Genomic DNA, 23,092 nt, shown 5'->3' with positions numbered 1-23,092 from the left:
CTATGGATGTAGGAGGAAAGTGGAAATGAGTGAATTAAGAAAAGTTAGAATGGGGATCGATGTAGGCGGTACCCATACAAAAGCTGTCGCTATCGATAATCTGACTCACGAGATCATAGGAAAATCCAGCGTGAAGACCACTCATGATCATGAACGGGGGGTAGCTGCTGGCGTTGTCGAGAGTTTTCAAAATTGTATGAAAGAAAATGATATTGACCCAAAAAGTGTGATTTTTGTTGCTCATTCAACCACCCAAGCCACGAACGCTTTGATTGAAGGGGATGTGGCTGACATTGGTGTTTTCGGTATGGCTCGTGGTGGTTTCGAAGGATTTCTGGCAAAGCGTCAATTAAAAATTGCCGATATCGTTCTAGGGAATCAGCGATCCATTAAGATCATCAATGCCTTCTCAAAACTCAAAGGAATGAATAAAGCGAGTGTTGAAGAAATGATCGATGATCTAGTGAGGCAAGGATCAGAAGTGATCGTCGCTAGTATGGCTTTTGGTGTAGATAATAATGATGCTGAGAATCTAGTGATGGAAGTTTGTACAGAAAAAGGAATTCCATGTACTGTTGCTTCAGATATCACGAAACTTTACGGATTGACCAGAAGGACACGAACTGCCACTATCAATGCAAGTATTTTACCTAAAATGTTATCTGTCGCAAATTCCACGGAAGTCTCTGTGAAGGAGTCTGGTGTAGATGTACCCTTAATGATCATGAGAGGCGATGGTGGGGTTATGGAGATTGCTGAGATGAAAAAGCGGCCAGTTCTGACCATGCTCTCGGGTCCGGCAGCTTCAGTAATGGGTTCACTGATGTATTTACGAGCATCAAATGGCGTGTATTTTGAAGTAGGCGGCACAACCACCAATATCGGTGTCATTAAAAACGGACGGCCAGCGATCGACTATTCTGTCGTTGGCGGACATGAAACATACATTTCCAGTTTGGATGTACGAATCACGGGCTGTGCAGGGGGGTCCATGATTCGCGCAACTGCTAATGGAGTGGTAGATGTAGGACCTCGTTCTGCACATATTGCCGGTCTTGACTACGCAGTTTACTCTGATCCAATCAACTGGACAGGAGGAACGGTGGAATTCTTTAGTCCGAAAGAAGGCGATCCTGCAGATTATGTTGCAATCAAATTTGATAATGGTGATCGGGTAACCATCACCAACTCATGTGCAGCAAACGTGTTGGGCTTGATCAAACCGGAACATTTCTCTTATGGGAATATCGAAGCGGCTCGAAAAGCGATGGGCGTATTAGCGGATTATTGTGGCACGACGATCGAAGATATCGCGACTCAAATCATGGAGCGTTCTTACGCAAAATTAGAGCCAGTCATTTTGGCTTTAGCAGAAAAATACAAACTAGAAAAAAGCCAGATTTCATTAGTAGGAGTTGGCGGCGGCGCTTCGTCATTAATTATCTACTTGTCAGAAAAAATGGGCGTAAAATATTCGATTCCGGAGAATGCTGAAGTGATTTCCTCTATTGGCGTCGCCCTAGCGATGGTACGAGATGTCGTTGAACGGATTATTCCTTCACCTTCGAAAGAAGACTTGCGATCAATCAAAACAGAGGCTATCAATAAAGCCATTGAGAGTGGGGCTACCCCAGAAAGTGTGGAAGTCTTTATCGAAATCGATCCTCAAACGTCTAAAGTCACAGCCATTGCAACTGGTTCCACCGAAGTCAAGACGACGGATCTTTTAGCAGAGGCAACCGTCGAGGAAGCCCAAGAATTAGCAGCGGGCGATTTAGGGCTACCTACTAACGAAATTGATCTTTTAGAGAAAAGCTCGCATTTTTATGTGTTTGGAACCCGTGTTTCTACAGGAGACAATCCGGCAATTCGAATCCTTGATAAAAAAGGCTTTATTAAAGTACAACGAGCTTCAGGGAAGGTCATCAAAACCACCGCGGAGAATTATGTGCAAGCAGTCGAGCAACTATGGGATGATTTGGCGATCTATCAGACAGAAGTGATTTTGCGTCCAGATTTCTATATTTGTGCCGGACCTCGGGTGATGGATTTTTCAGTAAACGATTTGGAGGCATTGATGTTGTTGATCGATATCGAAATGTCGACTTTAGATTCTAATGAAGAAGTGATGATTCTGGCGGCGAACTCCCTATGATCAAGCAGAGGTTTTTCTTAAAACAGCAAAATACGGTTGATCTGGCATTATTAGAAAAGTGGTATGAACAGCTCATGCCCATCAGCGAATTCAGTTGGGGAGTATTTGAGTTTACCCGCGAGATGCTACGTAATAAAGTGAGGGAAGAGGAAAAAAACGAAATCATTGAAGAAGCCATCTTATGTGGTAGAACATGGGCGCAAAAAATGCTCGACCAGTTTGATTTGAAAAAACAGGAAAAGGCAGATCGTGCCTGGTACTTGGCGAATAAGCTTGGTTTATCAATTACGGAAAGATCTGGAAAACCGACGAAGTTTCGCATGGTCTTTGCGCAGTTTGTCATGGAGCGCTCCATTGAATTGATCACTGAACCCATTGCTGCCTACACTGTGCTGACTCAATCTTCGCAAATATTGCCTAAACCAGAAGTTGTCCGAGGGATCTTGATCGCCCATGAAATTTTTCACTATTTAGAAGAGCAACATGGTGCCACGATGTACCATATCACCAAAACGATCCCACTGTGGCGCTTTTTTTCCTACGAGCACCGGTCAACGGTTGGTTGTGCTTCGGAAATTGCTGCGATGGCTTTTGCAAAAGAACTGTGTGAGGCAGACTTTGTGCCTCAAATATTAGATATTTTGCTTTCCTATCCGTTGGAAGTGGACTTTTCAAAAAGTATATATGAAGTCGTGCAGCAAGAAATGCGCCACATTGAAGCAATGGGCTAGTTCTTTGAAAATAGCTCACTTAGCGGCTTCTTTACGATCTGTCACTATTGAGATAGGACAGTCCGTGTCGAACGAAATCGGTCCTTGTTCATTTTTCAAGGGTTCCATGATATAATTGACCAACAGCAAAAAGCAAGGCGTGGATTGAATGGCAAATGAGAAAATCACCATTAAGATGGTGTCAGAAAAAGCAAATGTTTCAAAAACCACCGTTTCTAGATATTTGAATGGCAAATATGAATTTATGTCAGCAGAGACAAAAAAGCGCATCGAAGAAGTGATCGCAGAGCTTGAATACCGTCCAAATGCGCTAGCACAGGGGTTGAAAAACAATAAAACGGGATTGATCGGCATCGTTGTCAGCAATATCATGATCCCGGAAGTAGCAGCTTTAGTTCGAGGCGTCAATGATTATTGTATACGAAAATCTTTTCAGGTGATTCTTGTTGAAACCGATCAAAAAAATATTTCTCAGCAGGATCAAATCCAAGCGTTGATCGACCGTCAAGTGGAAGGGCTTATTCTATCGTCGAATCAGGACGAAGCATTCGTGAAAAGCTTGACTGAGCAAAAGGTCAAAATCGTGCTGGCTGATTGCACGATCGAAGAATTGATGATTGATACAGTCATCGTTGATAATGAAAAAGCGACGGCCGAGATGATTCAACGTATTTATTCAGAAGGCTTTGATCGAGTCGCTTACTTTACACCACCGCTCACAACGCCTAGTCGGAAGAAAAAACTTGCTCTTTTTCTGGAAAGTTCTAAAATCGCAGTCAGAAATCCTGAGCAACTAGCATTTGAGATCGAAGAAACACAAGTGGCATTTGACGCGTGTAAGGAATCACTAAACGAATTGTTGAAAAAAAATCAAGGCTATCGTTTAGCAATATTAGCTGAAAACAGTGAGTTGATGTTTGCATTGATCCATGTGATCTATAGCTTGGGCTTGCGGATTCCAGAAGACGTTGCGATCGGGGGCTATGATGATTTAGGCTGGAACAAACTTTATCATCATGAAATGTCTGTGATTGAAAAACCGTCGTATGAAATTGGTTCGCAAGCTGCTGAACTTTTAGTCAAGCGGATCTCAAAAGGGAAAATGCAGTATAAACCAAAAGTGATCGAAGTACAGCCAAAAATCAAAATGAGTGGTTCGACACAAGTGAGTGACAATAGTTTTGATAAAATCGTTATCCGTATGAACCAAGAAAACCAGCCTTACATCAAAAAAAATTATCGTAAACAAGATGATTAGCTTTTTTTGAAAAAACAAGAAGCAAATGACATAATAGCCGACTCCCCATCATTAGACTGATCAGTCAAGTCTTTGGGGAGCGGTTTTTTATCGTTCGTTAAGGTTTTGTCTTTATCTAAGATAAGAACGAATAAAAATTGATCCCTCGTGTTTTCAACAAACGATCAATAGATTCGTATTAGGTGTCAGTAAAAATAACGAACAACGATTGACAGCGCTTTCTGCCTTTGCTATGATAAAGATAATAGAACTGGTTCTAATGGATAGTGATTGTTGATTTTTAACAAGCTAAACCTGATGAAGCTGCGGTATTTGCGCTGCTTTCATGAGGTTTTTTCTGTGTTGACTGTTGGCTAAACAATAAAGACAAGCAATGAACCATATCCGCAATGATAAAGTAAGTGGGGGTAGGACATGAAAATCAGTAAAGTGTTAAACAATAATGTTGTGATCACTACCGATCAAAGTCAAAACGAGATTATTGTTATGGGGCGGGGGATTGCCTTTAAGAAAAAAGTGGGAGATGACATTTCTTCAGAAACGGTCGATAAAGTATATCGCTTAGAAAATCAGACGATCTTATCTCAATTTCAAGAGCTGCTTGCTGACTTACCACTGGAATATCTTGAATTATCCAATGAGATCATTGAGTATGCTCGGCGAGAATTGTCATCCCCCATCAATGATTCCATCTACATCTCGCTGACAGATCATATGCACTGTGCCATTGAACGATCGAAAAAAGGAATGACGGTCAAAAATGTCTTATTGTGGGATATCAAGCGTTTTTTCCCCGATGAGTACCAAATAGGCTGCAAAACAGTAGAAAAAATCAAAGAACATTACGGGATTCAGCTGCCAGATGATGAAGCTGGCTTTATTGCTCTGCATCTGGTCAATGCGCAAACCGAAAATGGTGACCAAGGCAATATTGCTGAGCTAACCCAAACGATGCAAGACATCATTAACATTGTTAAATATTTTTTCAAAACCACCTTTGATGAAGAGTCCGTTTATTTTTATCGCTTCACTACGCATTTGAAATTTTTTGTCTCAAGAATGCAAAACCATACCCCTCATACGGATGAAACCGATGAAGATCTTTTGGCTATGGTCAAAGTGAAGTACCGAAATGCGTATCAATGCGTACAAAAAATCGCTGAACTATTAGAAAATCAATATCAGTATCAAATGTCCAGTGACGAAAGTTTGTATTTAACGATTCATATTGCCAGACTTGTGCAAAAAAATCGTTGATTGAAATAAAGAAGAAAGGAGAAGGAGTTTTACTCAGTGCAAGATATAGAAGAAAGAATAATTTTTTGGCAATGATTTTTATTAAAACGTATTTTTAGGACCGCTAGTTAAGAAGCAGCATATCAAAGACGAAACATTTTGGATAGTGACATTCAGTTGGCTAAACCTTCAATACAAAAAAATTGGAGGAATCAAAAATGGGTAAATATCGTGAATTAGCAGAAAAAATTGTCGCAAATGTCGGTGGGAAAGAGAACATCAATAGCTTGACGCATTGTATCACACGCCTGCGTTTTAAATTAAAGGATGAAGGCGTCGCAAATGATGAAGTCTTAAAGAACATGGAAGGTGTCGTGACGGTCATGAAGAGTGGCGGTCAATACCAGGTGGTTATCGGAAACCATGTGCCAGATGTCTATGCAGAAGTGATCGATGTTGCAGGAATCAGTGGTGATGCTGAAGAAACAGCCTCAGGTGGCAACTTGTTTGATCGTTTGATTGATATTTTGAGCGGCTGCTTCCAACCCTTCTTAGGTGCTTTGTGTGCGGCTGGGATGATCAAAGGACTAAACGCACTGTTGCTTTTTATTGGTACAACAGGTTTGATCGATTATACAACAACGACTGGTACCTATGTGATGTTCAATGCGATCGGTGATTCGATCTTCATGTTTATGCCGGTGATTTTAGGGTATACGTCAGCAAAAAAATTCCGCTTAAATCCAATGGTGGGAATCGTGATCGGGTCGGCGCTTTGCTATCCGACGATTCAAGGATCAGCCTTGCAAGCGGCATTTGTTGCCGGAGCTGGCGAGGGAGCTGCTGCACCTTATAGCTTATTAGGCTTGCCAGCGTATGAAACCTTCTTAGGGATTCCGTGGGTTGGTGCGACATATACTAGTAGTGTGGTTCCAGTAATCTTTATCATCGCATTCGCTGCACAAGTTCAAAAATTGGCGAAGAAAATCATTCCGTCTGTTGTCCAAACATTTTTAGTGCCTTTCTTGGTTTTATTGATTGCATTGCCAATTGGCTTTTTGGTGATTGGACCTGTGATCAGTATGTTGACGGATCTTTTAAGCTCAGGATTTGAAGCATTGATGGACTTCTCTCCAGCGATTTATGGTTTGTTATTAGGCTTCTTCTGGCAAGTCTTGGTTATTTTCGGCTTGCATTGGTCAGTTGTGCCACTACACATTATGCAAGTGACACAGCTCGGCTACAGTCAAATTTTGGTAGCATCATTTGGTGCCAGCTTTGCCCAAACAGCGGTAGTGATGGCTATGTACTTTAAACTTAAAGATAAAAAACTAAAAGCTCTATGTCCACCAGCCATTATCTCAGGACTTTTTGGTGTAACAGAACCAGCAATTTATGGGATCACGTTACCGAAAAAAATGCCGTTTTTCTTCTCAATGATTGGTGGGGCGGTCGCAGGTGCCTTCTTAATGATCAATGGCACAACGAGCTATACCTCTGGTGGTTTAGGCGTCTTTGGAATCTTTAACTATATCACTCCAGAAGGCGATGCCAGTGGCATGTGGTTCTCGGTCATCGGGATCTTGATCGCTGCAGCGATTGGTTTTGGTTTGACGATGGCTTTCTGGAAAGATGATGCGGTGGAAGAAGAAATCGCAGAAGGACAACCAGCGATGACTGTTCGGAAAGAAGTAATCACTTCCCCTGTTGAAGGAACGATCGCACCACTAAGCAGTGCAAAAGATGAAGCCTTCGCACAAGGGATTCTAGGAAAAGGCATCTTGATCCATCCCTCAAAAGGCGAAGTTGTGGCTCCTTTTGACGGAACAGTAATGACCTTGTTCCCAACCAAACATGCCATTGGGTTGATCTCTGAGAACGGCTTAGAGCTTTTGATCCATATTGGTTTAGATACTGTTCAATTAAACGGTGAATACTTTGAAGCCCATGTGAAGCAAGGAGACACGGTGACTCGCGGACAAAAATTGATCACCTTTGATAAGGATGCATTGATCAAAGCTGGATTTAATATTGAGACCCCAGTGTTAGTCACCAACTCCGCCGATTATTTGGATATCATCGAGTCAGACAAACGTGAGGTAGGCTGTTCCGATGATTTGATCACGGCTTTTGTTTAGCCAAAAACTTTCTAACAAGTTCTACGTAAGGTTAAAAGCGATCGCCCATGTGAAGCGATCGCTTTTTGTCAGTCATTTAATTGGGAAACAGTGAGTCTTTATAATGAAGATTTTTATCGTAGGTTGGCTCAGCGATTATCGTCGATGATGTAGGGCGCTTGTCATAAGCCATGCCAATATCGATCAAATGCTGCAAGTTTTTTTCATAATGCTCCGAAAAGACGACTGCGTACAACAAATCCAGCAAGTAGCAAACGGACGTATTGATCGTAAAGTTGGCGATCTTTGAGTAGAGCCGTTCTCTTGTCGTGATATTCAAAACACAATTACTTAATTTCGCCAAGGAGTTCTCCCCGATACTCGTCATGCCAATGATGGAAACCTGCCGCTCGGCAAGGATCTTCCCGATTTCTTTGACCATTTTGTTTTCACCGGTGTAAGAAATCAAGATCGCAGTCGTATCGGAGGTACAGTTAGATGCCTCGTAAGCACTCTCGCCGAAGGTGTCGCAGACGTGAATGTTTTTTCCTAAACGCCGCATCTTCAAAACAAAGTCTTGAGAAATCAAGGTATTGGCATTACTGGCGAAGATCTTGATATGGTTGGCGTTGAGCAATGATTGTTTCGCTTTTTGTAATTCATCATGATGGATCAAGGAAAGCGTATCTTCAATCGTTGTTTGTTCAAGCTTTGCCAACTTTTTGGCGATGGTCATAATGCCGTCATGGGAGGAAAAAGGGAAGTTCGCATCTACATCGGTAAAATGGCTGCTCATATAAGTTTGCTCTTCCACAAAGGCCGTTTTTAAGTCGAGCCAACCATTGAAGCCTAATTTTTTGGCAATCCGAATAAAAGTAGAAGGATGAACATAGGTTTTTTCAGATAATTCCTTGATGGTTTGATCCGCCATCGCGGTCGGATTGGCTAATAAATAGTCAATCAACGATCGTTCGGCGGGTGCTAGTTTGATTTGGCGCATTTTTTCTTGTAACAACATGGTATATATGCTCCTTTTTACATTTTTTTATGATTATTTGTAAATCGTTTTTACAAAAATTCGTTTTTATTCAGTACCTAGCGAATCGTTTACATCCTAATTATTCCTTATTTGATGCTCTTTGTAAATCTTTTTTACAAAACATCTGCAAGAAGAAGCGAGATTTGCAAACGCTTTTTCTAAATAAGCTATTTACATTGAATCAAATGTTTTTATGAATGATAATAAGAATGTAAATAAAATAGCAAAGGAGCAATACAATGACAAAAGGAATCAAAATTGCAACCATTGGTGGCGGCAGCAGCTATACCCCGGAGTTAATGGAAGGCTTTATCAAACGCTATGAAGAATTGCCGATTCGTGAAATTTGGCTAGTAGATATCGAAGCAGGAAAAGAAAAATTAGCAATCGTTGGTGCGATGGCACAACGAATGTGGGATGCATCACCCTATGATGTAAAAATCCACATGACGCTAGATCGAGAAGAAGCGTTAAAGGATGCCGATTTCGTTACGACCCAATTTCGAGTAGGGTTGCTGAATGCTCGCATTAAAGATGAACGAATTCCTGCTTATTATGGCATGATTGGTCAAGAAACCAATGGCCCTGGCGGAATGTTCAAAGCGTTCCGTACGGTTCCAATCATTCTTGAGATTGTTGAAGACATGAAACGCTTGTGTCCCGATGCCTGGTTGATCAATTTTGCGAATCCAAGCGGCATGGTGACTGAAGCAATCGTGCGTTACGGAAAATGGGACAAAGTGATCGGGTTGTGTAATGTGCCAGTCATGGCAACCATGATTGAGCCAGCCTTGATCGGTAAAGAACCGGACGAATTGATCTACAAATTTGCAGGATTGAATCACTTCCATTGGCACAAAGTTGCTGATTCACACGGCAACGATGTAACGATGGATATTATTGATAAAATGTATGAAGAAGACAATGGCTTACCGAAGAATATCTTTGATATTCCATTTTACAAAGAACAGCTAGAACAAATGAAGATGATCCCTTGCGGTTATCATCGTTACTACTATCGTCAAGAAGAAATGCTGAATCATGCGATCGAAGAATACAAGACTGTTGGGACCCGTGCACAGCAAGTGAAACAAACCGAAGCCGAATTGTTTGAGTTGTACAAAGACCCTGAATTGGATCATAAACCAGAACAGCTGCAAAAACGTGGTGGTGCGTATTACTCAGATGCAGCGTGTGAAACGATTGCTTCCATTTATGCCAATAAAAATACCCAAATCGTTGTTTCAACAAAAAATGAAGGCGCCGTTCCAGATCTTCCTGCCGATTGCGTAGTTGAAGTAACAGCTTACGTTGGCGGACAAGGTGCTAGAAATGTTGCCTTTGGTGAGTTACCGACAGCTGAAAAAGGTTGGTTACAGGTAATGAAAGCAATGGAATTATTAACGATCGAAGCAGCTGTGACGGGGGATTACAATATCGCATTACAAGCCTTCACCATCAACCCATTGGTTCCATCAGGTGATACGGCAAAACGTGTCATGGACGAACTGTTTATTGCCCACAAAGATCACTTGCCTAAATTTAAGGAAACGATCGCACGTCTTGAAAAAGAAGGCGTAGAAGTACAAGATGAAGTAGCCCGCGAACTTGATCGCGAACTAGTTAAATAAAGAGAAAGTAGGAAAGAAACATGGCATTTAGAAAAGACTTTTTATGGGGCGGCGCAACAGCTGCCAATCAATGTGAAGGAGGCTACCAAGAAGGCGGACGCGGCTTGGCAAACGTTGACGTGGTACCGATCGGCAAAGATCGTTTTCCAGTCATTACTGGTCAAATGAAAATGTTCGATTTTGATGACGAACATTTCTACCCAGCAAAAGAAGCGATCGATATGTATCATCGCTACAAAGAAGACATCGCGCTATTTGGCGAAATGGGCTTTAAAACCTACCGTTTGTCGATCGCTTGGAGTCGGATTTTCCCTAAAGGGGATGAAACAGAACCAAATGAAGACGGCTTGAAGTTCTATGAAGATCTTTTCAAAGAATGCCACAAATATGGGATCGAACCATTAGTAACGATCACTCACTTTGATTGCCCAATGCATTTAGTTGAAAAATACGGAGCATGGCGTTCTCGTGAATTAGTCGGATTCTATGAAAACTTGTGTAACGTGATTTTCAACCGCTACAAAGGATTAGTAAAATACTGGTTGACCTTCAACGAAATCAACATGATTCTACATGCGCCATTTATGGGAGCGGGACTTTATTTTGAAGAAGGCGATAACGTTGAGCAAGTGAAATATCAAGCGGCTCATCACGAGTTGTTGGCATCCGCAATCGCAACGAAAATCGCTCACGAAGTTGATCCTGAAAACAAAGTAGGTTGTATGCTGGCTGCTGGCGCGTACTATCCATATACAAGCAAACCAGAAGATGTCTGGGAATCACGCAAAGCAGATCGCGAAAACTATTTCTTTATTGATGTTCAATCACGTGGGGAATATCCACAATATGCGCTGAAAGAAATGGAACGCAATGGGATCGAAATCAAAATGGAAGAAGGCGACCTTGAGCTGTTGAAAGCTCACACCGTAGACTTTATTTCTTTCTCTTACTATTCTTCACGCGTATCAACAACGGACGCTGAATTGTTAGAACAAACGGCTGGCAACATTTTTGCCTCTGTGAAAAACCCATACTTGGAAGCAAGTGAGTGGGGTTGGCAAATTGATCCACTTGGTTTGCGGATTACAATGAATGACATTTATGACCGTTACCAAAAACCATTGTTTATCGTTGAAAATGGTCTAGGCGCTGTGGATACACCAGATGCAGATGGCTATGTGGAAGATGATTACCGCATCCAATATTTGGCAGAGCATATCCAAGCAATGAAAGATGCGGTTGAACAAGATGGTGTCGACATATTGGGTTACACGACTTGGGGTTGTATCGATTTAGTTTCAGCTGGAACAGGTGAAATGAAAAAACGCTATGGTTTCATTTATGTGGACCGTGACAATGAAGGAAACGGCACCTTGAAACGAACAAAGAAAAAATCATTTGATTGGTACAAACAAGTGATTGCTTCAAATGGTGAAGATTTATCGAATAACTAATCAAAAGAAGCTGCAGTTGATCCCGTTGAGAAATCAAAGGGGATCAACTGCAGTTTTTTTAAAGTCTTTTTGAAATCTTTGTAACGAATGGTTTCTTTAAGAAGAAATAGACATTCAGATATTTTGACAAGCGCCAATGTGATTGTTGTATAATGTTTATGTTGCAGCAATCACAAAAAGGTGACCTTAAGGATGACATGTTTTGTCCTCAAAATCGCCTTTCTCTGTTTTTTAAAGAACTTTTTCAATTTCTGGAATCATTTTTTGAGGATTTGTCTGGGGAGCGAAACGCTCAACGACTTTACCTTGGCGATCCACCAAGAATTTCGTGAAATTCCATTTAATGGCTTTTCCTAGCGTGCCAGGTGCTTCTTCTTCCAAATAGCGAAACAAGGGATCCGCGTCTTTTCCATTGATCACTGTTAACTTGTGCATCGGAAAGTCGACACCATAGGTGGTTCGGCAAGAGGCTGCGGCTTCTTCGGCTGACCCGACTTCTTGTTTGAACTGATCAGAAGGAAACCCTAAAACGACCAATCCTTGGTCTTTATAAGTTTCATAAAGACCTTGTAATTCTTTGAACTGCGGGCTCAAACCACACTTCGTAGCTGTATTGACGATCACTAGCGGTTGACCTTCGTATTTTGCTAGCGAATAAGTTTCGCCATTTTCCAATGTTGCTTGGTAGTCATAGATTGACATAGCAAACGCTCCTTTTAATGTAAATCGTAGTCGATAGCTTCTGAGACAAGTATAGAGCAAAGACTTCAAAAAAACCAAGCAAACTTCTTGGCGCATTTTATTTTTTATGGAAAACAAAAAAGTCCAGCAGTCACCGAGACCGCTGGACTTTAATTATGCTTCTGGCAATACTTCGGGTTCTGTTTCTTGTGGATGAACGACAGATTTAGTTTTCCATACACCGGAGTGCCAACGATAAATCATTAAGACGCTGCGCAATGCTTCGTCAATGGCATAAGCGATCCAAACGCCGATCAAGCCGAATTTAAAGACGATCGCCAGTGAATAGGAAAACGGTAAGCTGATGACCCATAGAACAACTAGACTACAGATCAATGGGAACTTCACATCGCCACTTGCATTTAAGGAACCCACAAGGATCATATTGACTGCACGCGCCGTTTCTAAAACGATCTCTACCAAAAAGACACCTTTGGCAATCTCGATCACTTCCGCGTTGGTGGTAAAGATTCCCATGATTGGCTCAATAAACAAGTAAGTCAATAAACAGATCGTTACCGAGGCAATGATCCCGATCACCATCGTGCGCATGCCTCGCTGATGCGCGCGATCGTATTCTCCAGCACCGACATTGCGGCCAATCATGATTTGATTCCCTTGACTCAATGCGGAGGCAATCAAATAAACAAATTGGGTGATAGCTGTTACGTAAGATTTTGCAATCAAGACGCTGGCACCAAGTTGAGCCACGATCATCGTCACTACGACTTGCGCTCCCTGATAGGAAAGAGACTCGCCAGAAGAAGGCAATCCGTAAGTCAAAATGTTTTTCATCACACCCCAAGAGACATTCGAGAAACGGGCGGATAAAACAGAAAAATTCACATGCTTCTTCAGCAACATTGCGGCAATTATTAAACCAATCGAATTACCAAAGACGCTAGAAAATGCCAATCCGGTCACACCAAAATTCGGTAAACCAAAGGGGCTATATAAGACAAAGTAATTCCCAATGACGGCTAGGATACTAGCAAACATCGGCACCAATAACGCAGGTTTTGTGAAACTGTGGCTACGCATGACAGCAATTATGACCGCCGTGATCGATGAAAGGAACAGACTTCCCCCATACACTTGTAAGTATCCATGACCTAAAGCAACTAATTCAGCATCCAATCCCATGAAACGAAGGAGATAGGTTGAGCCGAAAAGGAACATTAAGCTGATCAAAATCCCGATGAACAATGAGCCAAAAAGAGCGGTATTGATGACTTTCGGTATCTGGTCGCGTTTTTTCGCACCAATCAATTGTGCGATAATGATCTGAGTACCCACGGTGATGAAACCGTAAATAAAGACCGTTAAATTCAATAGTTGATTGGCAGCACTGACGGCCGCTACTGCTGGCTCGGAGTAATGAGAAATCATCCAAACGTTGACATTCCCAATAACGACCCGCAAAAATAGCTCAACAAAAATCGGCCAGCTGAGGAAAAGCAGTTCACGGTCTGATTTTCCTAAAAGTTTTTTCTTATTCAATTGTAAGGACTCCTTATTTTCTATATAATAGACGTATCGTGAAAATTTTACAAAAATTGAAAAGAAAGTCAATGTAATTTTCAAAAGTAAAAGCAGGAATATCTTATTATTTTTTGTAAGCAGATGAGTTGATAGAATTTGCTTTTGAAAGTAAAGTATGGGTAGTCCAAATTGGAGGGAAATATATGTATGATGTAATTATCATCGGCGCAGGCCCTGCGGGGATGACAGCAGCGCTTTATGCGTCAAGATCGAATTTATCAGTACTAATGATTGAACGAGGCGCACCTGGCGGTCAAATGAACAATACGGCTGAAGTTGAAAACTACCCAGGATACGAATCAATCTTAGGCCCTGAATTAGCATTTAAAATGTATGAAGGTGCCATTAAATTTGGTGTTGAAAATGCCTATGGGATCGTTCAGAGCATCACGGATCAAGGTGAATTCAAAGAAGTTGCCACCGAAGACAAAACCTATCAAGGGAAAACAATCATCATTGCCACAGGATGCGTACATAGAAAGTTAGGCGTCAAAGGCGAAGAAGAATTCGCGGGACGCGGTGTTTCATACTGTGCGGTTTGTGACGGTGCCTTTTTCCGTAACAAACGCTTGATTGTTGTTGGCGGAGGCGACTCGGCAGTCGAAGAAGCTATCTACTTAACACAATTTGCTTCCGAAGTAACGATCGTTCACCGTCGTGACGAATTACGAGCACAAAAAATCATTCAAGATCGCGCATTTGCCAACGAGAAAATCTCTTTTATTTGGGATTCTGTTGTTGAAGAAATCAAAGGCAATGAGATGGTCGTGACTGGCGTGCAAATCAGAAACGTAAAAACGGATGAAGTGACAGAAGAAGCTGCTGGCGGTGTCTTTATCTATGTTGGTTTAGATCCGTTGACAGAACCATTCAAAGCCAGCGGTATCACGAATGATGCTGGCTGGATTTTAACCAATGAGCAGATGGAAACTTCAATTCCTGGTGTTTACGCGGTTGGCGATGTTCGTGAAAAAGGCTTGCGTCAAATCACGACGGCAGTCGGCGATGGCAGTATTGCTGGTCAACAAGTGTTTGATTTTATTGAAACACAAAAGGATGCTCAATTAACGAAATAGTTTAATGGAATCAGCTGTTATTTTTAAAGTGTCAATCACTTTTGATAGCAGCTGTTTTTATTTTTCGTTTGGTTATTCTTTGAGAAATCTGTAAGTAGTGTTATACTAATTTTAGAGCATTTTAACGGAAAAAGGAGAGGTTATTTTATGGCATGGGAACAAACATTTAATCAATGGAAAAACAGTGAACACTTAGATCCACAATTAAAAGAACAATTGACCGCATTAGAAGCAGATCCTGCGATGTTAGAAGACGCTTTTTATATGCCTTTGGAATTTGGAACTGCCGGTATGCGAGGAATTTTAGGACCTGGTATCAATCGGATGAATATTTATACGATTCGTCAAGCAACCGAAGGATTGGCTCGCTTTATGGATACACAAGATCCTGAAACAAGACGTCGTGGCGTAGCGATCGCCTATGATTCCCGTCATTTTTCACCTGAGTTCGCGATGGAAGCGGCAAAAACATTGGCAAAACACGATATTCCAGCCTTCGTCTTTGAAAGCTTACGTCCGACGCCAGAATTATCTTTTGCTGTGCGTTACTTAAAAACCTTTACTGGAATCATGATCACAGCTTCTCACAATCCAGCCGAATACAATGGCTACAAAGTATATGGGGAAGATGGTGGACAAATGCCACCAGCAGATGCGGATGCATTGACAAAATTCGTTCGGGAAATTGAAAATCCGTTAGAGATCCCTGTTTTAAGTGAAGAAGAAGCCAAAAACAGCGGCTTGATCTCTATTATTGGCGAAGAAATCGATACTGCCTATCTGAAAGAGATCAAAGAAGTCACGATCGATCAAGAATTGATCGATACGGTGGGCAAAGATTTGAAACTTGTCTATACACCACTTCACGGAACAGGGCGGATGCTTGGGGAGAAAGCGTTGAAACAAGCTGGTTTCCAACAATTCATTACTGAACCTTCTCAAGCGGTTGCTGATCCAAATTTCAGTACAGTAAAATCACCGAATCCAGAAGAGCACTCTGCCTTTGAATATGCGATTGCTTTAGGAGAAAAAGAAGGTGCTGACCTGTTGATCGCAACAGATCCAGATGCCGATCGCTTAGGAGCTGCAGTAAGAATGCCAGATGGCAACTACCAAGTGTTGACAGGTAATCAGTTAGGCGCATTGATGATCCGTTACATTTTAGAAGCCCATAAAACAGCTGGGACATTGCCAGAAAATGCAGCAGTCTTAAAATCGATCGTTTCTAGTGAATTGCCAACAGCGATCGCTAAATCCTACGATGTGGATATGATCAATGTATTGACCGGCTTTAAATTTATTGCCGAAAAAATCCAACAATTTGAAAAAGACCATTCTCAAACCTTTATGTTTGGCTTTGAAGAAAGCTATGGCTACTTAGTAAAACCATTCGTACGGGACAAGGACGCGATCCAAGCGCTCGTTTTATTAGCAGAAGTGGCTGCTTTTTACAAACAATCAAACAAAACATTGTATGACGGTCTGCAAGATATTTTTGAAGAGTACGGTTATTATGCAGAAAAAACGATTTCTGTAACGATGAGCGGCATGGAAGGGGCAACTAAGATTGCTGCCTTGATGAAGACTTTCCGTGAAAAAGCACCTTCTGTCTTCGCAGGAACCCCTGTCGTACAAACAGAAGACTTTAAACTTTTGACTCGTGTGGGCTTAGATGGTCACCAACAAAAAATGACCACACCGCCTTCTGATGTTTTGAAATACACCTTGGAAGATGAAAGCTGGATTGCGGTTCGTCCTTCTGGGACCGAACCGAAAATCAAGTTTTATATTGGTGTAAAAGGCGAAACGGCAGAAGCAGCAGAACAAAAAATTGCTGATCTGCAAGCAGCGATTGAAGAAATCACAGGTGAATAAAGTCATCTGCTGCCTTCATAATCAAAAAATTGCAATTTGACTGAATGATCCGAGTGGTAGAAAAAGAAGCATTTGTTTCCCTCAACGAACAGTTGTTGAGGGACCTAAGCTTCTAAAGGGAATTTTCTGACACTTGGATCTATTCTTGTCTTTTATTTAATTACTTCTCCTTGTTTGGCGGCCGCTGATTGACAAGCCGTCTATCAAGGGCTAAAATGCAAAAGGAAATAAGAGAGGATGTGGCGCGATGACTCCGCCTAAATTAGAGGAAATTCAGCAAGTAACGCAGATTTTTAAGATGCTTAGTGATCCGACCAGATTAAAAATTTTGTTGTCCCTTCAAGAGGGTGAACGCAATGTCACTTCAATCGCGGAACAAGTACATATGGAACAATCAGCAGTCTCTCATCAGTTGAAACTATTGAAAGATAATCGGATCGTAAAGTCGGAAAGACAAGGAAAAACCATCCTTTATAGTCTTGATGACAAACATGTTGTGGATATTTTGCAAAAAACATTCGAACATATCCATCACCGTTAAAACTAGGGCGAGAATTTCTCAAAAGTCCTAGTTTTTTCTTATTGTTTTTGGTATGCTAGTGGAAATATTAAAATTAGATGAACGGTTTTTAATAACGTTTTCAGTTAGGGGGCATTATGGGTAAGCAATTGAACATTGGATTATTAGGAATGGGTGTTGTCGGCAGCGGGGTATGCCAAGTGCTGGCAGAGCAAAAAGAAGCCATTCTAGCACGCACAGGAGTCAGTGTACAAATCACGAAAGCATTAGCTTCGCCTTATGAGGATAAGTCTGCGTTAGCAGCTAAGTATGGGTTTGCTTTGACGAATGAGGCAAATGAGTTGTTTGAAGATGAGACCATCGACGTAATTGTGGAATTGATCGGGAAGATCGATCCGGCAAAAGCGTTTATTTCAGCTGCTTTAGAAAATAAAAAGCATGTTGTGACGGCAAATAAAGATTTGATTGCCACCCATGGACCTGAACTGCTGGCAATTGCTGAAAAAGCCGGTGTTTCTCTTTATTATGAAGCCAGTGTGGGGGGAGGAATTCCGATTTTGCGCACATTGAGCACCCACTATCTACCTGATACCATCACAGGAATTTTTGGCATCGTCAATGGGACGACCAATTATATGCTGACGAAAATGACGGAAGATGGCATGACCTATGAAGATGCGTTGTCACAAGCTCAAGTAAAAGGTTTTGCCGAATCAGATCCTACCAATGATGTTGACGGTATCGATGCGGCTTATAAAATGGTGATTCTGACCAAATTTGCTTTTGGGAAAACAATCGACGTTGCAGATGTTGCAACAAAAGGTATTCGCGGATTAGCTGTAGAAGATATTAAGCAGGCACAAGCTTTTGGCTATGAAGTGAAATTGATTGGCGCAGCTCAAAAGACTGATGACGGTTCCCTTACTGTATCGGTTGGGCCGGTGTTAGTGCCAAAAAACCACGCCTTGGCGACGATCCAAAATGAGTTCAATGGTATTTTTATCAAAAGCGACGGAATTGATCAGTCGATGGTTTATGGACCAGGGGCTGGATCGCGTCCGACAGCCACTAGTGTGGTTGCCGATTTGACGGTATTGGCTAAAAACAAAACATTCGGGATCGTTGAACCTTTTTTAACCTTTGAAAAAGAAACAGCATTGGCTTCGGTACAAGAAGTTCCTGTGCAACACTATGTTTCCTTTTCAAGTAAAGACCTTAATGCAGCTTCTTTCCCAGAATGGTTTGAATCAAAGCACACAGCATTTGATGAAGCAAGCCAACGAATAGCTGGAATCACGAAGCCAATCAGTGAAAAGGAACTAACAGTAGCACTCAAGGCATACGCGAATACGCAAAACGTGCAAATAATGAAAGTGATGGAGGAATAAACATGTATCAAGGATTATTGCATCAATACAAAGAATATCTCCCAGTTAATGAAAATACCCCAGCATTGTCGCTGGCTGAAGGAAATACACCTCTGATTCCATTACCAAGTCTTTCAAATGAATTAGGGATCCAATTGTATGGAAAATACGAAGGCCTGAATCCGACAGGCTCATTTAAAGACCGCGGCATGGTGATGGCGGTGGCAAAAGCAGTGGAAGAAGGCGCGAAAGCGATCGTTTGTGCCTCGACAGGAAATACTAGTGCAGCCGCAGCCGCTTATGCGACCAGAGCGGGAATCAAAGCTTATGTCGTCATTCCAGAAGGCAAGATCGCTATGGGGAAACTGGCGCAAGCGATCGTTTATGGAGCGGACATCATTTCGATTCCAGGAAACTTTGATGAAGCGTTAAAAGCAGTCCGGGATATTGCGAAAACAGAAGCTGTGGCATTAGTGAACTCTGTCAATCCTTATCGTTTAGAAGGACAAAAAACAGCTGCCTTTGAAGTATGCGAACAGCTAGGACAGGCGCCTGATGTTCTTGCAATTCCAGTTGGTAATGCTGGGAATATCTCGGCTTATTGGAAAGGATTCAAAGAATGGCATGAGAAAAAAGGCACCACGTTGCCAAGAATGCATGGGTTTGAGGCAGAAGGTGCGGCTGCCATCGTTCGTGGGGAAGTCATTGAACAGCCGGAAACCATCGCTACAGCGATTCGTATCGGCAATCCAGCCAGCTGGCAGTTGGCAGAAGCCGCTCGTGATGAATCAAAAGGATACATCGATGCAGTAACCGATGAGGAAATTTTGAATGCGTATCGTAAAATTGCTGCGCAAGATGGTGTGTTTATTGAACCAGGCTCTGCTGCCTCGCTGGCTGGTGTCATCCAGCACGTGAAAGCAGGGAAAATCAAACCAGGTGAAACTGTCGTTGCCGTCTTTACTGGAAACGGGCTGAAAGATCCTGATACAGCGATTAAAGCAACGGAAGTTACGATCAATAAAATGAGTGATTTAGAAGAAATGCGTCAGCATCTTCGTGAAGGAGTTGCCAAGTTATGAAGATCCGCGTTCCTGCAACCAGTGCGAATTTAGGGCCTGGTTTTGATTCCTGCGGGATTGCCCTGTCAAAGTATTTGTTCATCGAAGTTTTAAAAGAAAACGATACATGGGAGATCATCCATGAGCTAGGCTCAGAGATCCCAAACGATGAAACTAACTTACTTTTGCGTGTGGCACTAAAATTAGCACCAGACATGAAACCCCTGAAGATCCGTATGAGTTCGGATATTCCTTTGGCACGAGGCTTAGGCAGTAGTTCCTCGGTGATCGTCGCTGGTATTGAACTAGCCAACCGAATGGCACACATGAATCTGAGTGCAGCACAAAAGCTTGAGATCGCAACTGCCATTGAAGGGCATCCTGACAATGTTGGACCAGCGATCTATGGAGATTTTGCAGTTGCTGCTTATGACCATCAGCACAAGCATACGTATTTAGTAAAGCATCATTTTCCAGAGTGCGAGATCATTGCCTATATTCCTCATGAAGAACTTTTGACTGAAGCAAGTCGTCAAGTCTTGCCGCAAACACTTTCTCACGAGCAAGCAGTTGAGGCCAGTGCGATCGCCAACGTGATGATCGCAGCGGTCATCAATGGCAATCTGCCTCTTGCAGGGAAATTGATGCAGCAGGATCGCTTTCATGAAGCCTATCGGGAAAAGCTTGTGCCACACTTGTCGACCATTCGCCAGATTTGCGAAGAAGAAGGCGGCTATGGCTGTTTCTTAAGCGGCGCTGGACCAACGGTCTTAGCGATCGTCCCAGAGGAACGGGCAGAACGAATCTCAAAACTTTTACATGCCTTGGAGAGCAATGCGTATATCGAACAATTACAAATCGATCGTGAAGGGCTGCAAGTTTTTTAAAAAACTTTGAAATGATAGATATTCTAAAAAAGATGAGCAGACGGCAGTCTGTTCATCTTTTTTTATTGCGTTATCGTTATCAGTCTTTTGTCTCTGAAGTGTAATAGCTATGGTCTTCTAAGTTTAATGCATTTAAAATCATTGAGGCGGTTTCTTCGATGGAAAGGGAAGCGACATTGATCACGACACAACCTAATTTCTCATAAAGATCATTAGCAAACGTCAGCTCCGCTTTGATTTTTTCAATATCGGAATATGCAGAGTCAGGGTTCAGGCCGTAAGAACGCATCCGTTCTTTGCGGATACTGTTTAACACATTCGGATCGTTTGTTAACCCGACGATTTTTTTCGGATCGATTTCCCAGAGCTGTTTCGGGATGTGGGCTTGTGGAACCAAAGGCAAATTAGCGACTTTTAAGTTTTTGTTCGCTAAAAATAGACTCAACGGTGTTTTTGAGGTTCGAGAAACCCCTAGTAACACGACATCTGCTTCCAAGAAGCCACGAGGGTCTTTTCCGTCATCGTACATGACCGCAAATTCCATGGCTTTGATGCGTTTGAAATAATTTTCGTTCAGGTGGTGCAAAGCCCCTGGCTCTCGTGAAGGTGCTACTCCAGTGCGGCGTGCCACTTCACTGACAGGCGGTGTTAATACGTCGAAATGATAGAGATCCGCTTCTTCACAAAAATGATTCGTCAAATCCACGAGTTCTTCTTTGATCAAAGTGTGAAGAATAATGGCATTGTGTTTCTTAGCATCTGATAATGCTTTGATCAAGTGCTCTTTCGTGTGGATAAATGTGCGTCTAAAAAGGTTAAATTCGACGCTGGGGTACTGTGCCATTGTCGCTTGGGCAAGCTTCGATGCTGTTTCACCGGCAGAGTCCGACAAAACGAACATCGTCACTGCAGCACTGGTTTGCAATTTTTCTTGCAAGTCTAGTTGTTCTGGTTCATTTGGCTTCATAAGAAAAATCCTCTCTTGCTTTTTTATTGATTTCATTATACCATACTTAAGATTGATAGAATCGGAATGATTTTGATTTATCAGGAGGGTCTACGATGAAAAATCAAACGCTCATAGAGCATGCCATGACAACGTTGAAAGAAAATGGCTTTAAAAATACGAAAAAAAGAGAAGCGATCATTACCTATTTAGTGAAACGCAATCGCTATTTACCGGCAAAAGAAATTCACGAATACATGTCGGAAAAGTACCCTGGCTTGAGTTATGATACGATCTACCGGAATTTGCACGATTTTTCTGAGATCGGTATTTTAGAAGAAACAGAACTGAACGGTGAGATGAAGTTTCGCTATAACTGTTGTGCAGAATTAGAAGACCATCATCACCATCACTTTATTTGCACGGTTTGTGGCAAAACAAAAGAACTGCATATTTGCCCAATGGACTTCTTTCAAGAACAGCTTCCCGGTTGTTTGATCGAGGGTCATCGCTTCGAGATTTTGGGTCGTTGTGAAGAATGTCAATGAAAACCCAAACAAACTTGACAGTATCGAAGACTTTTTTAACAGAATGCCTTGACACTTTTTCAGGGGTTAGCTATAATTTTTAAAGGACAGTCGTGTTTTTTGGGATTTTATTTCAATAACAACTACGGTTACTTTTTAAGCTCGGAGGGAGGGAATTTACATGTCAAAAACAGTCGTTCGCAAAAACGAATCACTTGACGATGCTCTTCGTCGCTTCAAACGTTCCGTGTCAAAAGCGGGTACTTTACAGGAATCTCGTAAACGTGAATTTTACGAAAAACCTAGCGTAAAGCGTAAGAAAAAATCTGAAGCAGCTAGAAAACGCAAAAAATTCTAATTTTCTACTGTTTTGAGAATTGGAGCTGGTAGTGTGACACTACTAAGTACACTGAATGATGACATGAAGACAGCGATGAAAGCCAAAGACAAGGAAACCTTGCAGGTGATCCGCATGTTGAAAGCATCAATTCAAAATGAGCAGATCAAAAAAGGTTCTGACTTGAATGAAGAAGAAGAGTTGACCGTTTTATCTCGTGAGATGAAGCAACGTCGGGACTCTTTACATGAGTTTGAGAAAGCTGACCGAAATGATCTAGCTGAGAAAGTCAAAGTTGAAATTGCAGTTGTTGAAAAATATTTGCCAGCACAACTTGATGAAGCGGAAATCCGCCAAATCGTTGCTGGAGCGATTGAAAAGACTGGTGCTTCTTCTTCCAAAGAATTTGGAAAAGTGATGGGTGCTGTAATGCCGCAAGTCAAAGGCAAAGCAGACGGCAATCAAGTCAATGCGATCGTTAAAGAATTATTGGATCAAATGTAAGCTCACGCCGCGAGTATGGATGACATGCTCGCGGCTTTTTTTCTGATTTCAAAAACTTAAAAAAAGCATAAGGACAAAAAGGAAACTA

20 protein-coding genes are annotated in these 23,092 nt (G+C 41.9%); 16 read left to right on the top strand and 4 right to left on the bottom strand.

The window, feature by feature from the left end:
* The first annotated feature begins 25 nt into the window (after positions 1-25).
* The 5 genes from IGI86_RS09705 (at position 26) to IGI86_RS09685 (ending at position 7,518) form a co-directional block, all read left to right on the top strand.
* The gene (locus IGI86_RS09705; protein WP_016612222.1) at positions 26-2,155 is read left to right on the top strand and encodes a hydantoinase/oxoprolinase family protein; all 2,130 of its coding nucleotides are present in this window, start codon (positions 26-28) and stop codon (positions 2,153-2,155) included.
* On the top strand, positions 2,152-2,886 hold the full coding sequence (locus tag IGI86_RS09700; protein ID WP_005235446.1) for a hypothetical protein: 735 nt from the start codon (positions 2,152-2,154) through the stop codon (positions 2,884-2,886). The genes IGI86_RS09705 and IGI86_RS09700 overlap by 4 nt, the downstream gene beginning before the upstream one ends.
* Before the next feature lie 148 nt (positions 2,887-3,034).
* Entirely contained in the window at positions 3,035-4,144 is a 1,110-nt protein-coding gene (locus IGI86_RS09695) for a LacI family DNA-binding transcriptional regulator (protein WP_005235448.1), read from the top strand.
* Between the two features lie 414 nt (positions 4,145-4,558).
* Entirely contained in the window at positions 4,559-5,401 is an 843-nt protein-coding gene (licT, locus tag IGI86_RS09690) for a BglG family transcription antiterminator LicT (protein WP_005235451.1), read from the top strand.
* A 197-nt stretch (positions 5,402-5,598) separates the two neighbouring features.
* Positions 5,599-7,518, top strand: a complete 1,920-nt coding sequence (locus IGI86_RS09685; protein ID WP_430617233.1) for a beta-glucoside-specific PTS transporter subunit IIABC — start codon at positions 5,599-5,601, stop codon at positions 7,516-7,518.
* 76 nt (positions 7,519-7,594) lie between these two features.
* Here the strand turns inward: IGI86_RS09685 and IGI86_RS09680 are convergent, their stop codons facing one another.
* Positions 7,595-8,515 (bottom strand): MurR/RpiR family transcriptional regulator, encoded by a 921-nt coding sequence (locus IGI86_RS09680; protein ID WP_005235454.1) that lies wholly within the window; start codon positions 8,513-8,515, stop codon positions 7,595-7,597.
* A 260-nt stretch (positions 8,516-8,775) separates the two neighbouring features.
* On the opposite strand from IGI86_RS09680, the gene IGI86_RS09675 reads away from it, so the two are divergent.
* Positions 8,776-10,167, top strand: coding sequence for a 6-phospho-beta-glucosidase (locus IGI86_RS09675; RefSeq protein WP_008378426.1), 1,392 nt, complete (start codon positions 8,776-8,778; stop codon positions 10,165-10,167).
* A 20-nt stretch (positions 10,168-10,187) separates the two neighbouring features.
* Positions 10,188-11,621: a 6-phospho-beta-glucosidase gene (locus IGI86_RS09670; RefSeq protein ID WP_430617232.1), complete on the top strand. Its 1,434-nt coding sequence runs from the start codon at positions 10,188-10,190 to the stop codon at positions 11,619-11,621.
* 231 nt (positions 11,622-11,852) lie between these two features.
* Here IGI86_RS09670 and IGI86_RS09665 read toward each other — a convergent pair whose 3' ends face one another.
* Together IGI86_RS09665 and IGI86_RS09660 are read right to left on the bottom strand one after the other, a co-directional pair.
* Complete coding sequence (locus tag IGI86_RS09665) at positions 11,853-12,323, bottom strand: glutathione peroxidase (RefSeq protein WP_008378422.1); 471 nt, start codon at positions 12,321-12,323, stop codon at positions 11,853-11,855.
* 153 nt (positions 12,324-12,476) lie between these two features.
* On the bottom strand, positions 12,477-13,862 hold the full coding sequence (locus tag IGI86_RS09660) for an MATE family efflux transporter (protein WP_008378420.1): 1,386 nt from the start codon (positions 13,860-13,862) through the stop codon (positions 12,477-12,479).
* A 185-nt stretch (positions 13,863-14,047) separates the two neighbouring features.
* Here IGI86_RS09660 and trxB point away from each other — a divergent pair, with 185 nt between their 5' ends.
* The 6 genes from trxB (at position 14,048) to thrB (ending at position 20,690) form a co-directional block, all read left to right on the top strand.
* A complete protein-coding gene (trxB, locus tag IGI86_RS09655; protein WP_008378419.1) occupies positions 14,048-14,980 on the top strand; it encodes a thioredoxin-disulfide reductase in 933 nt (310 codons plus the stop codon).
* A gap of 147 nt (positions 14,981-15,127) precedes the next feature.
* The gene (locus IGI86_RS09650) at positions 15,128-16,855 is read left to right on the top strand and encodes a phospho-sugar mutase (RefSeq protein ID WP_430617231.1); all 1,728 of its coding nucleotides are present in this window, start codon (positions 15,128-15,130) and stop codon (positions 16,853-16,855) included.
* A 247-nt stretch (positions 16,856-17,102) separates the two neighbouring features.
* A complete protein-coding gene (locus IGI86_RS09645; protein ID WP_005235473.1) occupies positions 17,103-17,396 on the top strand; it encodes an ArsR/SmtB family transcription factor in 294 nt (97 codons plus the stop codon).
* 116 nt (positions 17,397-17,512) lie between these two features.
* A complete protein-coding gene (locus IGI86_RS09640; protein WP_194199642.1) occupies positions 17,513-18,763 on the top strand; it encodes a homoserine dehydrogenase in 1,251 nt (416 codons plus the stop codon).
* Between the two features lie 2 nt (positions 18,764-18,765).
* Positions 18,766-19,824 (top strand): threonine synthase, encoded by a 1,059-nt coding sequence (gene thrC / locus IGI86_RS09635; RefSeq protein WP_016620425.1) that lies wholly within the window; start codon positions 18,766-18,768, stop codon positions 19,822-19,824.
* Positions 19,821-20,690 (top strand): homoserine kinase, encoded by an 870-nt coding sequence (thrB, locus tag IGI86_RS09630; RefSeq protein ID WP_008378411.1) that lies wholly within the window; start codon positions 19,821-19,823, stop codon positions 20,688-20,690. Before thrC ends, thrB begins: the two co-directional genes overlap by 4 nt.
* Before the next feature lie 79 nt (positions 20,691-20,769).
* Here the strand turns inward: thrB and IGI86_RS09625 are convergent, their stop codons facing one another.
* Complete coding sequence (locus IGI86_RS09625) at positions 20,770-21,657, bottom strand: pyruvate, water dikinase regulatory protein (RefSeq protein WP_008378409.1); 888 nt, start codon at positions 21,655-21,657, stop codon at positions 20,770-20,772.
* A 95-nt stretch (positions 21,658-21,752) separates the two neighbouring features.
* Between IGI86_RS09625 and IGI86_RS09620 the strand changes: the two genes are divergently transcribed.
* The 3 genes from IGI86_RS09620 to IGI86_RS09610 all read left to right on the top strand — a co-directional run bounded on the left by IGI86_RS09620 (position 21,753) and on the right by IGI86_RS09610 (position 23,004).
* A complete protein-coding gene (locus IGI86_RS09620; protein ID WP_008378408.1) occupies positions 21,753-22,184 on the top strand; it encodes a Fur family transcriptional regulator in 432 nt (143 codons plus the stop codon).
* A gap of 160 nt (positions 22,185-22,344) precedes the next feature.
* Positions 22,345-22,521, top strand: a complete 177-nt coding sequence (gene rpsU, locus IGI86_RS09615) for a 30S ribosomal protein S21 (protein ID WP_002356740.1) — start codon at positions 22,345-22,347, stop codon at positions 22,519-22,521.
* A 33-nt stretch (positions 22,522-22,554) separates the two neighbouring features.
* A complete protein-coding gene (locus IGI86_RS09610) occupies positions 22,555-23,004 on the top strand; it encodes a GatB/YqeY domain-containing protein (RefSeq protein ID WP_005235483.1) in 450 nt (149 codons plus the stop codon).
* Positions 23,005-23,092 lie beyond the last annotated feature (88 nt).

Source organism: Enterococcus sp. AZ188 (assembly GCF_050544075.1).
Classification (GTDB): Bacteria; Bacillota; Bacilli; order Lactobacillales; family Enterococcaceae; genus Enterococcus_D; species Enterococcus_D entomosocium.
This window is presented reverse-complemented; position numbering and strand designations above follow the sequence as displayed.